We start from the raw sequence: 13201 nt of genomic DNA on the forward strand, positions 1-13201 counted from the left end.
ACACTAACGCTCCTGGTCGTAGGTATTACTGTCGTCCGAACCCGCGCTGCGTCCCCGGAGCACGCCCCGCCGCAGGTTGCTCAACCTGCCGCGGACGTCCTCGGGGGCGCGGGAAACCTGAGGGCCGCCCTGCTGGGTCTGCTCAGCCGTGCCCTCGACCAGATTGGCCTTGGGCACCCGCCGGGGGAGACCGGACGGGGTGATCCCGCCCGCCTTCGGCTCCCGGAGCTTCTCGGCACGCTCCCGGCGCTCGTCGTTCGCCGAGCGCCAGTCGTCGGCACCATCACCGTTCTGCTGCGCGGGCGACGGCTGCGGCGGCAGTTCCTCCTGCTGTCGCGGCTGCTGCTGCGCGGCGGGCCGGTTGTTGCCGCGGCCGGTGGGCTGCCAGTGCTGCTGGCCGCCCCGGCGCGGCAGACCGGTATCGGTCAGCTCGGGGCCGGAGTTCGGGGTGGGCCCCGGACGGTCGAAGCCTACGCTCTGCGGCGACTCGGCGGGGAGGCTCGGCGCAGATTCCGTTTCCACCTGGGCCGACGGCTCGTACGAACCCTGGTGGGCATCCTGGTCCGACCAGCCCTCCTGGTGGGGCCGAGGCGTGAACGGTTCTCCGGGGGACGGCTGGGCGGTTTCGCCAGCGGCATATGCGGCTTCCGTATGACCGTCGGGCAGATCCTGACCGGGCTGCTCGGCGAAGCCCGCCTCACCGCGGTAGGGGTCGTAGCCGCCCCCGTACGGCGCCTGGCCGTACTGCTCCGGCTGCTGGGCCCGACCGTACTGCTCCTGCTGTTCGTACGGAGCCTGTTCGTACCGCTCCTGCTCGTACTGCTCCTGCCGGGGCTCCTGGCCGTAGCCGTTCGCCGGGTACGGGCCCTCGGCGTACTGCCCCTGCGGGAACTGAGGGAACTGCGGGTGCTCGTCGGCCGTCTGCGCCCCCAGCGCCGCCCGGCGCTCCTCGCGCCTCAGGGAACGGCCCACCGGGTCCAGCTGCGTCGCCCCCGCCGGATGCTGCTCGTAGCGCGAGTCGTCGAAGCCGAGCTCCGCCGCCGTGCGCATCCCGGACCGGGGCTGCTGCTCGAAGTCCTGCTGCTCCGGAATGATGGAGGAGACCGTGAAGTCGTCCGAGGCGGGGTCCGGTTCGCCACCGCCGCCGTGGGTGATGGCGTCCGGCAGCATGACCAGCGACGTGGTCCCGGCCTGCTCGCCCGAGGGGCGCAGCTGGACCCGGATGCCGTGCCGGTCGGCGAGCCGGCCGACCACGAACAGACCCATCCGCTGCGACACCGCGACGTCCACGGTCGGCGGGTTGGCCAGCTTGTGGTTGATGTCGGCGAAGTCCTCGCCGGTGAGACCGATGCCCTTGTCGTGGATCTCGATCATCACCCGGCCGTCGGGCAGCCGGGTCGCGGTGACCCGCACCTTGGTCTGCGGCGAGGAGAAGGTGGTGGCGTTCTCCAGCAGCTCGGCCAGCAGGTGCACGAGGTCGGTGACGGACTGGCCGTGGATCTCGGTATCCGGCACCCCGGAGAGTTCGATGCGCTCGTACTGCTCCACCTCGGAGGCGGCGGCACGGAGCACGTCGACCAGCGGGACCGGCTGGTTCCAGCGGCGCCCCGGCTCCTCCCCGGCGAGGATCAGGAGGTTCTCGCCGTTGCGGCGCATGCGGGTGGCCAGGTGGTCCAGGCGGAAGAGGTTCTCCAGCTGGTCCGGGTCGGCCTCGTTGTTCTCCAGGTCGGTGATGAGGGTCAGCTGGCCCTCGATCAGCGACTGGTTGCGGCGCGACAGGTTGGTGAAGATCGCGTTGACGTTGCCCCGCAGCATGGCCTGCTCGGAGGCGAGCCGGACGGCCTCGCGGTGCACCTGGTCGAAGGCGCGGGCGACCTCGCCGATCTCGTCGTGGCTGTTGATCGGGATCGGCTGGACGCGGGTGTCCACCCGGCCCGGATCGGCCCTGGAGAGCTGGTCGACCAGGGCCGGCAGCCGCTGCTCGGCGATGCCGAAGGCGGCGGTGCGCAGCCGGAGCATCGAGCGGCTCATCTGCCGGGCCATGAGACCGGCCAGGACGAAGGCGGCCAGCAGGGAGACGAGCACGACTGCGGCGTTCAGGAAGGCGTCCTTCCTGGCGTCGGAGGAGATCTCCGCCGCCTCGGTCACGGCCTTGTCGACGAGCTCGTTCTCGACCGTGGTGTAGCCGTCGAACTTGGCCGTGGCGGCGGCCATCCAGGTCTCCGGCGTGATGCCCTTCGCGGCCAGCTTCTCGGGCGACTTGCCCAGGGAGATCTGCTCGGCCATGCCGTCGAAGACGGAACCGTCGATGCCGGGCGGCTCCACGAACGGCACACCGGCGGCCTCGGCCTGCTCCTTGGCCTTCTTCAGCTTCGCGTTGCCCTCGTCGGCCTTGGCGGCCAGCACCTGCTTCAGCCGGGCGGCGTCCTCCTCCTTGGCACCGGAGGTGAACTCGCCGAGGGCGACCTCCTCCAGGTAGTTGTACGAACCGAAGGCCTTGACCTGGGCGTCGAAGGTGGCGCGCTGCTGGCTCGGCCGTACCAGAAGGTGCATGCCGATGGAGCGCTGAAGCGATTCTGCAGCCTTGGCGAGCTCCAGCGCGTAGACCGAACGGCCGTAGCTGGTGATGTTGCCGGTGCCCAGCCCCAGTTCGTTGCTGAACTCCATCAGCGAGTGCTGGACCTTGACGTAGCCCTCCTCCGTCCTCACCGGGTCCATGGCCCCGGTGAAGGCGGTCTTGCGCAGGTCGGGAAGGGTGGGTTCCTCCAGCCGGAAGAGCCGCAGCCGACGCTCCAGGCGCTCCGTCCTCGGCATGTTCTTGACGGCCTCGTCGAACTTGTCCGCCGCCTCGTCCGTGGTGGCCCGGGCCTTCGAGACGACGGCGGCATCGCGCTTGTTCGACAGCAGCGGCTGCGCGGTGAGGTCGCGCTCGTTGAGCAGGGCCTGACCGTATTCGGCGGCGGCACGCACGGCCAGGGCGGTCTTCTCGGCGTCCTCGGCCTCGCGCCAGGTGTCGATCGAGTCCTTCACCTGGAAACCGCCCATGACCAGGCCGACCAGGACCGGGATCAGGAGAATGGCGTTCAGCCGGGTGGGCACCCGCCAGTTGCGGGGCGCCAGGCGGCTGGTGCTGCCGCCGGACACCGCCGCATCGGCGGACGGCGTCGCGGCGGGCGTCGGCGGAGTGAAATTGCCCCGCTCCCGCCGCGCCGCGGCGCCCTCGTTGCTTCGCCTCACTCGACCAACAACCTCTCGGCGTCGGCACCTACGCTGTGCCGTGTTTCGTTCAGGGTCGTACTACTCCGGAGTCCGACGAATTCCAGCACGGGGACCGGTCGCGTTCCAAACAGTCGGAACCTGCCATTCCGAGTGGCAGAGACCTCAGATAAAACGGACATAAGCAATGAGCCCCGTCAAAAGGCGGGGCTCATGTGAGCACAGTGACACCACTCGGATGCGTCCGGTGTCGAACGCGGAGCAATTCTCTGTCGAAACGTTATGAATACGGGGGCGGATCGTGTCAAAGGACACAGTCCACCCCCGTTTGATTACGGCAACTGCCGTACGGGAATACCGACTTGCGCCTACTTGAGTCGTGCCATGAGGGCGTGTTCCACGAGCGTGATCAGACCGCTCTTGGCGTCCGCGCGGTGCCGTGCGTCCGTCGTGATGATCGGCGTGTCGGGGCCGATCTGGAGTGCTTCGCGGACCTCGTCGGGGGTGTAGGGCTGGTGTCCGTCGAAGCCGTTGAGGGCGATGACGAAGGGGAGCCCGCTGTTCTCGAAGTAGTCGACGGCGGGGAAGCAGTCGGCGAGGCGGCGGGTGTCGACGAGGACGACGGCGCCGATGGCGCCGCGGACCAGGTCGTCCCACATGAACCAGAAGCGGTCCTGTCCGGGCGTACCGAAGAGGTACAGGATCAGGTCCTGGTCCAGGGTGATGCGACCGAAGTCCATCGCGACGGTCGTCGTCGTTTTGCCACCGGTGTGCGTCAGGTCGTCGATGCCCGCGGAGGCGGACGTCATCACGGCCTCGGTGCGCAACGGATTGATCTCCGAGACGGCACCGACGAACGTGGTCTTGCCCACGCCGAAGCCCCCGGCCACCACGATCTTCGCCGAGGTGGTGGCGCGGGCCGCACCGCCGCTAGAGCTTGCGAAGTCCACTGAGCACCCTTTCGAGCAGTGTCACGTCCGGCGCGCCGCCGGCCTCTCCGTTGCCCGGCTGGTGAATGGCCACCATGCCGGCTTCCGCCAGGTCCGCGACGAGGATCCGGGCCACCCCGAGCGGCATCGACAGCAGGGCCGAGACCTCCGCCACCGACTTGACCTCACGGCAGAGGTGGCAGATCCGCTGGTGCTCGGGGAGCAGTGTCCCCAGGTGCGCGGGGTCGGCCGTGGTGGATACCAGCGCCTCTATGGCGAGTTGGTAGCGCGGCCGGGTCCGGCCACCGGTCATGGCGTACGGGCGGACCAGTGGCTGGTCGCCTTCACCGTCGTACGACGCGTGGTTCAGCGCGCCGTACGGGTCGGGTGAGGCGGGTGGCGGGGTCATGAATCCTCCGGGCGTGACAGCAGTTCGTCGTGCCGTCTGAAGGGGCCGGTGGGGGGCTCTGAGCGGCCGGACGGGCGAGGGATGAGGGTATGGGCTGGGTCGATCGAATCTGTCATCGGTCCACGACCGCCTAATGGAGCAGGCTGCCCTGGAGTTCTGCGCGGAGGTCGGGGGTGAGGACGGTGCCCGCGCGGTCGACCAGCAGGGCCATCTCGTACCCGACCAGGCCGATGTCGGCGTCCGGGTGGGCGAGGACGGCCAGCGAGGAGCCGTCCGAGATGGACATGAGGAAGAGGAAGCCGCGCTCCATCTCCACCACGGTCTGACTGACGGCGCCGCCCTCGAAGATGCGGGAGGCGCCCGCGGTCAGCGAGGTCAGGCCGGAGGCGACGGCCGCCAGCTGGTCGGCGCGGTCGCGGGGGAATCCTTCGGACATGGCCAGCAGGAGTCCGTCGGCGGAGACCACCACCGTGTGGGACACCCCGGGGGTGTTGTCCACGAAGTTGGTGATCAGCCAGTTCAGATTCTGCGCGGCCTGACTCATCGGGCTCAACTAACGCTCCTGCTGGTGAGTGGGGCCGAGTGGGAAACTGCCGGTCGACTGATTGTTGCTGTTGGCCTGTCGACCCTGCTGGATGCCCCGGCGGAGATTGGTCAACCGCCCGCGCACGTCGTCGGGCGCGCGGGAGACCTGGGGGCCGGACTGGTGGTTCTGCTGCTGGGCGGTACCCGGTACCAGGTTGGCACGGGGCACCCGGCGCGGAAGTCCGGAGGTGGTCACTCCGCCTGCCGCGGGCTTCTTGACCCGCTCCGCCTGCCGCACGAGTTCGTCGTTCGGCGAGGGGCGCCAGGTGGGCGTGGATCCGGTGTCCTCCCCGCCGGAGCGCGGCGCCTCGGGAGCGGACCGCTCCGGGGCCGGCTGCTGCGGGAGGGAGGCGGACGCCTGGGGTCCGGGGGCCTGCTGCGGCTCGGGAGCCTGCTGCGGGCTGTGGAACCAGTTGGTCTCCAGGGTGTCGTACAGCGGCGTACGACCGTCCCCGGGACCGGCCGCCGGAGGCAGCGCGTCGGACTGCGGCTGCTGCGGCAGGACCGGACGGTACTGCGCGTTGTCCGCGGCCGGGCGCGGGGCGCCGAAGTCCGACGCGCCCTCCGGACCGGGCCGGAGCGGGGCGTCCAGGCCCTGCGGCTGGGCGGGCTGGGGCTGTCCGAAGTCGGGGCGGGCGAACTGGCCGGTGCCGGCCGGGTCCTGCGGCGCCTGGGCCGAGAAGTCCGGACGGGCGAACTGCCCGGTTCCCGTCGGGTCCTGCGGCGTCTGGGCCGAGAAGTCGGGGCGGGCGAACTGCCCGGTGCCGGCCGGGTCCTGCGGCGTCTGGGCGGAGAAGTCCGGACGGGCGAACTGCGCGGTGCTTGCCGGGTCCTGCGGCGCCTGGGCCGAGAAGTCGGGGCGCGCGAACTGGCCGGTGCCCGTCGGGTCCTGTGCGGACAGGTCCTGCGGGGCCGGGGCGGAGAAGTCCGGCCGGGCGAACTCGGCGGTGGAGCCGGGGCCCTCCCGGTCGTCCATGGCAGGCCGCGAAGGCAGCGGCGGGCCCATCTGCCGCTGGAACTGGCCGGTGGACTCGGGCTCCTCGTGACCGCGCGGGGTGTCGGGCCGGCCGAGCCGCGACGCGGACGGCTCCTCGGCACCCCAGCTGGTGGTCTGCGGGCGCTGCGGGGCGGGGTTGCCACCGGGCAGCTCGGCGCGCGGACCGCCGGCCGGGGGCAGCCGGAGGCCGGACTCGTCCTGGCCGGCGGGACGCTGGAAGCCACCCGGACCGGCCGGGGCCTGCTGGGGCCGGGGCTGCTGCGGCTGCTGCCACGGAGCGGGTGCGTTGCGGTCCTGGTGGCCCGGACCCTGACGGTCCTGGCCCTGGCGGTTCTGGCCGAACAGGTCGGGACGGCCCGGCTCCGCGAGGCCCGCGCCGTCGCCCTGGCCGCGGCCACCGGCCCTGGCACCGCCGAAGGCACCGGCGAGACCGCCGCCCTGACGCTGCGGCTGCCCCTGCCGGAAGACGTCCTGCGGACCTGTGCCGGGGTTCTGCCGGCCCTGCTGCCGACCGCCGCCGACCTCGCGCGAGGGCAGCGCGGCCCGCGGCGTGGAGCCCGAACCGACCTGGCCGCGCGAGGCACCCGGCCCCGAAGCGGCCCGGCCCGAGGGGGCACCGCCGATGCCGGGACGCGAACCGGCGTTCGCATCCGGGGCACCGCCGAGCAGACCGGCGGGAGCGCCGGACTGCTGCCCGGGGCCCTGCTTGGGAAGCGGCTGCTTGCCGCCGTGCGCGACGTCGACCGGCAGCATGACCAGCGCGGTCGTACCACCGGAGTCGGAGGGCCGCAGCTGGATCCGGATGCCGTGACGCAGGGACAGCCGGCCGACCACGAACAGACCCATGCGGCGGGAGACCGAGACGTCCACGGTGGGCGGCGAGGCGAGCCGCTCGTTGATCGCGGCGAGGTCCTCGGGGGAGAGGCCGATGCCGGTGTCGTGAATCTCGACGAGCACCCGCCCGTCGGGCAGCGCGTGACCGGTGACCCGGACCTTCGTCTGCGGCGAGGAGAACGACGTGGCGTTCTCCAGCAGCTCGGCGAGCAGGTGCACGAGGTCGTTGACGACGCGGCCGGCGACCTCGGTGGCGGGCACCGCCGCCAGTTCGATGCGCTCGTACTGCTCCACCTCGGAGGCGGCGGCACGGAGCACGTCGACCAGCGGGACGGGCCGGGTCCACCGGCGGCCCGGCTCCTCGCCCGCGAGGACGAGGAGGTTCTCGCCGTTCCGGCGCATGCGGGTCGCGAGGTGGTCGAGCTTGAACAGCGAGGAGAGCTGGTCCGGGTCGGCCTCGCGCGACTCCAGCTCGGAGATGAGCGAGAGCTGGCGCTGGATGAGGCCCTGGCTGCGGCGCGAGAGGTTGGTGAACATCGCGTTGACGTTGCCCCGGAGCAGGGCCTGCTCGGCGGCGAGGCGGACGGCCTCGCGGTGCACGTCGTCGAAGGCCGCGGCCACCTTGCCGATCTCGTCCCGGGAGTGCACGCCGACCGACTCGACCGAGGTGTCCACGTCCTGCGGGTCGGCCTCGGAGAGCTGCTTGACGAGCTCGGGCAGCCGGTCCTGGGCGACGCGGGTGGCCGTGTCCTGGAGCCGCCGCAGCGAGCGGATCATCGACCGGGCGACGACGAAGGCGCCGACCAGCGAGACACCGAGCACGAGCAGGATGAGCGCACCGCTGATGATCGCTTCGCGCTTCGACTCGTCGCGGAGCTCGCGGGCCTTGCCCTCCATGTCGCTGAGGAGGGTCTCCTCGATGGTCTTCATCGCCTGGATCTTGGTCGAGCTCTGGTCGTACCAGTCCAGGTAGGAGCGCCGTGCGGTGCCTTCCATGCCAGTGGAGCTGGTCAGCACCTTCCTGGCGTAGGCGCTGGCGGCCTTGATCTCCGGGTTGCCCTCGTCCAGCGTGGCGGTCAGTTCCTCGGCGTTGTTGCCGGTCGCCGCGTACACCGCCTTGAAGGAGCGGAGCGCCGCGGCCTCCTTGCCCTGCGCGGATTCGCCGAACTGCCGGTCGTTCGGGTCGAGGTGCGGCTGCTTGTCGTTGCCGCCGGGCAGGGCCGCGGCGATGATCGCCCGCTGGACGGAGGCGTACTCCTTGGCGGAGGAGAAGGCCGCCAGCGCCCGGGTCCGCTTGATCATCTCCGAGTTGCTGGTCGCCTGCGCCATGTCCTGCGAGAGGCTCAGCAGCGAACCGATCAGCTGGCTGTACTTGTCGACGGTCGAGAGGCTCGGGGCGCCCTTGGCGTAGGCCGTCTTGCGGATCTCCCGGATCTCGGCCAGCTGGCCCGCGATCTGGTTGACGCTGGCGTAGATGCCCTCCAGGGCGTCGTCACCGGAGGGGTCGCCGATCGAGGTCGTCGCGTCGAGGAAGGCGGTCTTGGCCCGGTCGGTCTTCTTGCGGGGGTCGGTGACCTTGAAGTCGTCGGCCTTCACGCCGTTGGCCAGCGGACCGGCCGACCGGTCGCGCTCCTCCTGGAGCGCCTGGGCGAGCGAGGTCGCCTGCTTGGTCATCCTGGTCAGCAGCTGCATGTGGTCCAGCTGCTGGATGTCGTTCATCGAGTCGTTGATCCGCAGACCGCCGAGCGTGGTCGCGGCGACCACGGGGAGGGCGAGCAGGGAGACCAGACGGGTGCTGATGCGCCAGTTGCGAAGGGCCATGCGCGAGCCGCTGCCGGCGGAACCCGGGGACTTGGGCGAGGGGGCGGGATCGGCACCTCCCTCGGCCGTCGTGGCACCGGGGTTCTGGGCGCGGTCGCCGCTGTCACCGGCTGCGGCCGGTCCGGGGTTCTGGGCGTGCTGGGGCGAGGAGCCGCGGTCGGTCCCGCCGTGCGGCTCCTGCTCCGCCGCAGCGCTGCCATCCCTCTTGAAACGTCCCTGCACTAGCGTCGCAACCTCTGGACCAGGCGTTCCGTCGCACGAATGCGGTGGAACGGTGTCGGCGTCGTGGAGCGTCGTACCCGCCCCATGGTGGTCATGAGTGGCCGGCGTCCTTCCCCTTTCCGCCGCCACTCGGCGCTGTGTTGCGCCCCCTGCGCGCCGGTTTGAAACCTGCGGCGGTGCGTGGAATTCCAGCACAGTGCCGGATCTCCAACAAGGGCCCCGTGCCCGCCCGGGACCTGGGTGACACATTGTGACGAATGAGTAACGAGCAGTGGAGCGTGATCATGGATGAATGCCTTGATTGCGGACAGAACGGCAAGTGGTGACAGGTGTCCCAGTCGGCATGATCAGGAGCGGAATGGATCATTCAGTGACGTAATGTCCGTTTCGAACATGGCGATCAGGCGTCCGAAATGGGGCATTTTTCGGAGCGGTCGTGAGCAAACTCACACAATGATCGCCGTCTTTTCCGGGCTTGCGGAGGGAATTGGGTGTTTAGCCTGACGCTTTACAGGGATGGCAAATCCGACAACCGGCGCCCCTCCGGGCGGCGCCCGTACCGACAGGGTCCGAACGGCAGATGAAGAAGACGACGATGTTCCGCAACATTGCCAACCCCCGCCGCACCACGCTGGCGCACCTCAAGGACGCCGAGGGCCTGGGAACGCCGGAACTGCGGGAGCACGCCGTCACCCTGCCGAACCAGACGGCCAACCCCCGCCGCACCATCCTCATGAAGGCCCCGGCCCCCGCCGCCGTCCAGGAATAGGCCGACCCGGCGCGGACGCGCGGGACCCCTTCCGGGCGGACCCGCGCCCCCGCTGCCACCCCTCCCGCACCCCGCGCCGCCCGCCCCTCCCTCCCGGTGCCGCCCCGTACCCGCGGCGCCGTCCCGGGAGCCCCTGGCGCGTCCGCCCCGGGGTTCCTCGCGCCTGCGCCCGTGTGCGCCGGGCGGCGCCCGTCACCGGGCGGACTCCGCGGGGCGAGGCGATAGCCTGGAGTGTCAGTCTTCAGCCAGCCAGCAAGTGAGGGGCGACAGCATCCCGTGCGCATCGCCAGATTCTCCATCGACGGCAATGTCGCCTTCGGCGCCGTGGAGGGCGACGGGCCCGACGGTCTCGTCCTCGACATCATCAAGGGCATCCCGTACGCCGAATTCGAGCTCTCCGGCACCAAGGTCCCGCTGAGCAAGGTCCGCCTCCTGCCGCCCGTGCTCCCCAACAAGGTCGTGGCCATCGGCCGCAACTACGCGGAACACGCCAAGGAACTGGGCAACGAGGTACCGGACGTCCCCGTCGCCTTCTTCAAGCCCACCACCTCGGTGATCGGCTCCGGCGACGCCATCGAGTACCCCTCCTTCTCGAACGAGCTGCACCACGAGGCCGAACTGGCCGTGGTCATCGGCCGCATGTGCCGGGAAGTGCCGCGCGAACGCGTGAAGGACGTCGTCTTCGGCTACACCTGTGCCAACGACGTCACCGCCCGCGACGTCCAGGAGCGGGAGAAGCAGTGGGCGCGGGCCAAGGGCTTCGACACGTCCTGCCCGCTCGGCCCCTGGGTGGAGACCGACCTCGACCCCGGCGACCTGACCATCCAGGCGACGGTCAACGGCGAACAACGCCAACTGGGCCGTACGAGCGAGATGATCCGCTCGATCGAGGACCTGGTCGTCCACATCACGGAAGCCATGACGCTGCTCCCGGGCGACGTGATCCTCACCGGCACCCCCGCAGGGGTCGGACCCCTCCACGTCGGCGACGAGGTCGCCGTCACCATCGAAGGCATCGGCACTCTCACCAACAAGGTGATCAAGCGTGGCTAACGCACCTGTACGCGTCCGTTTCTGTCCCTCGCCGACCGGCAACCCCCATGTGGGCCTGGTCCGCACCGCCCTGTTCAACTGGGCCTTCGCCCGGCACCACGGCGGCACCATGGTCTTCCGCATCGAGGACACGGACGCCGCCCGTGACTCCGAGGAGTCCTACGAGCAGCTCCTGGACTCCATGCGCTGGCTCGGCTTCGACTGGGACGAGGGCCCCGAGGTCGGCGGCCCGCACGCCCCGTACCGGCAGTCGCAGCGCATGGACATCTACCGGGACGTCGCCGACAAGCTCCTGGCCGGCGGGTACGCGTACCACTGCTACTGCACCACCGAGGAGCTCGACACCCGCCGCGACGCCGCCCGCGCCGCCGGGAAGCCCTCCGGCTACGACGGCCACTGCCGCGAGCTGAGCGCCGAGCAGATCGCCGCGTACGAGGCCGAGGGCCGCACCTCCATCGTCCGCTTCCGGATGCCCGACGAGCCGATCACCTTCACCGACCTGGTCCGCGGCGAGCTGACCTTCCAGCCTGAGAACGTCCCCGACTACGGCATCGTCCGCGCCAACGGCGCCCCGCTCTACACGCTGGTCAACCCGGTCGACGACGCGCTGATGGAGATCACGCACGTCCTGCGCGGCGAGGACCTGCTCTCCTCCACCCCGCGCCAGATCGCCCTCTACAAGGCGCTCATCGAGCTGGGCATCGCCCAGGACACCCCCGCCTTCGGCCACCTGCCCTACGTCATGGGCGAGGGCAACAAGAAGCTCTCCAAGCGCGACCCGCAGGCCTCGCTCAACCTCTACCGCGAGCGCGGCTTCCTGCCGGAGGGGCTGCTCAACTACCTCTCCCTGCTGGGCTGGTCCATCGCCGAGGACCGGGACATCTTCTCCGTCGACGAGATGGTGGCCGCGTTCGACATCAAGGACGTCAACGCCAACCCGGCGCGCTTCGACTTGAAGAAGTGCGAGCACATCAACGCCGAGCACATCCGCAGGATGGACGTGAAGGCGTTCACCGAGGCCTGCGGCCCCTGGCTGAAGGCCCCGTTCGCCCCCTGGGCCCCGGAGTCCTTCGACGCGGCGCAGTTCGCGGAGATCGCCCCGCACGCGCAGACCCGCGTCACGGTCCTCTCGGACATCACGGCCAACGTCGACTTCCTCTTCCTCGACGAGCCGGTGGAGGACGAGACGTCCTGGAACAAGGCGATGAAGGAGGGCTCCGCCGCCCTGCTCACCACGGCCCGCGCCAACCTGATCAACGCCGAGTGGAACGCCGAGGCCCTGAAGAACGCCATCCTCGCCGCCGGCGAGGAGCACGGCCTCAAGCTCGGCAAGGCCCAGGCGCCGGTCCGCGTCGCGGTCACCGGCCGCACGATCGGCCTGCCGCTCTTCGAGTCCCTGGAGATCCTGGGCCGCGAGAAGACCCTGGCCCGCGTCGACGCGGCCCTGGCGAAGCTGGCAGCCGCGTAACCGGAGCACCCGGAACGCGCCCGCGGGAGGGGCGGACGGCCGGCACGGCCGTCCGCCCCCTCCCGCCGTTTCTGCGCCCTCCTCGCCCCGGGGGCGGGCCCATACGCTGGGCCGCATGACGATCCGCGCGGTCCTCTGGGACATCGACGACACGATCTTCGACCACAGCGGCGCCGACCACATCGGCATGCGCGAGCACCTCGAACAGGAGGGCCTGCCCGAGGGGCACGGCTCCGTCGGGCAGGCCCTCGCCGCATGGCAGGAACTCACCGCCGCCCACTGGGCGCGGTTCGCGGCCGGTGAGACCGACTTCCAGGGGCAGCGCCGGGACCGGGTGCGGGAGTTCCTCTCGCGACCGCTGACGGACGAGGAGGCCGACGACTGGTTCGGCCGGCACGCGACCCACTACGAGGCCGCTTGGCGGCTCTTTCCCGACGTGCTGCCCGTCCTGGACGAACTGGCGGGCGGGTTCCGGCACGCGATCCTGTCGAACGCCAGCATCCACAACCAGGGCCGGAAGCTGCGCACGCTCGGGGTGCGGGACCGGTTCGAGGCCGTGGTGTGCGCCGTGGAGCTGGGCGTCTCCAAGCCCGAGGCCGGTGCCTTCCACGCCGCGTGCGAGGTGATGGCCCTGGAGCCGCGGGAGGTCGCGTACGTGGGGGACGAGCCCGACATCGACGCCGCGGGGGCGGTCGCCGCCGGGCTGAAGGGGATCTGGCTGGACCGCAAGGAGCGGGGCGGACGGCCCGAACTCCTCCGCATCGAGAGGCTCGACCAGCTGCCTGGACTGCTGCTCGCCGATACCCGTTTTGGAGCGCCGGACACCTTCGGGTAATGTTCTTCCTGCGCCGCCCGAGAGGAACGGAAGAACCGAACGGGAAGCGCACGCCGAACAAAA

At 70.7% G+C, this 13201-nt stretch carries 9 protein-coding genes; 4 read left to right on the forward strand and 5 right to left on the reverse strand.

Annotated elements, in window-relative coordinates; genetic code table 11:
• Positions 1 to 3 precede the first annotated feature (3 nt).
• The 5 genes from OCT49_RS26110 to OCT49_RS26130 form a co-directional block, all read right to left on the reverse strand.
• A complete protein-coding gene (locus OCT49_RS26110; protein WP_283854255.1) occupies positions 4 to 3237 on the reverse strand; it encodes a sensor histidine kinase in 3234 nt (1077 codons plus the stop codon).
• Between the two features lie 347 nt (positions 3238 to 3584).
• A complete protein-coding gene (locus OCT49_RS26115; RefSeq protein WP_072487286.1) occupies positions 3585 to 4166 on the reverse strand; it encodes a GTP-binding protein in 582 nt (193 codons plus the stop codon).
• Positions 4147 to 4554: a DUF742 domain-containing protein gene (locus tag OCT49_RS26120; RefSeq protein WP_148839506.1), complete on the reverse strand. Its 408-nt coding sequence runs from the start codon at positions 4552 to 4554 to the stop codon at positions 4147 to 4149. The genes OCT49_RS26115 and OCT49_RS26120 overlap by 20 nt, the downstream gene beginning before the upstream one ends.
• 130 nt (positions 4555 to 4684) lie before the next feature.
• Complete coding sequence (locus OCT49_RS26125; RefSeq protein WP_003966009.1) at positions 4685 to 5107, reverse strand: roadblock/LC7 domain-containing protein; 423 nt, start codon at positions 5105 to 5107, stop codon at positions 4685 to 4687.
• Positions 5108 to 9013: a sensor histidine kinase gene (locus tag OCT49_RS26130; RefSeq protein ID WP_283854256.1), complete on the reverse strand. Its 3906-nt coding sequence runs from the start codon at positions 9011 to 9013 to the stop codon at positions 5108 to 5110.
• A 580-nt stretch (positions 9014 to 9593) separates the two neighbouring features.
• Here OCT49_RS26130 and OCT49_RS26135 point away from each other — a divergent pair.
• The 4 genes from OCT49_RS26135 to OCT49_RS26150 all read left to right on the forward strand — a co-directional run bounded on the left by OCT49_RS26135 (position 9594) and on the right by OCT49_RS26150 (position 13138).
• Positions 9594 to 9782: a hypothetical protein gene (locus tag OCT49_RS26135; RefSeq protein WP_283854257.1), complete on the forward strand. Its 189-nt coding sequence runs from the start codon at positions 9594 to 9596 to the stop codon at positions 9780 to 9782.
• Positions 9783 to 10058: 276 nt separating this feature from the next.
• Positions 10059 to 10835 carry a fumarylacetoacetate hydrolase family protein gene (locus tag OCT49_RS26140; protein ID WP_283854258.1) on the forward strand — a complete coding sequence of 259 codons (777 nt, stop codon included), beginning with the start codon at positions 10059 to 10061 and terminating at the stop codon, positions 10833 to 10835.
• Positions 10828 to 12303: a glutamate--tRNA ligase gene (gene gltX, locus OCT49_RS26145; protein WP_283854259.1), complete on the forward strand. Its 1476-nt coding sequence runs from the start codon at positions 10828 to 10830 to the stop codon at positions 12301 to 12303. Before OCT49_RS26140 ends, gltX begins: the two co-directional genes overlap by 8 nt.
• A 115-nt stretch (positions 12304 to 12418) precedes the next feature.
• Entirely contained in the window at positions 12419 to 13138 is a 720-nt protein-coding gene (locus tag OCT49_RS26150; RefSeq protein ID WP_283854260.1) for an HAD family hydrolase, read from the forward strand.
• Positions 13139 to 13201: the final 63 nt, after the last annotated feature.

It is taken from the genome of Streptomyces sp. ML-6, from assembly GCF_030116705.1.
GTDB lineage: Bacteria > Actinomycetota > Actinomycetes > Streptomycetales > Streptomycetaceae > Streptomyces.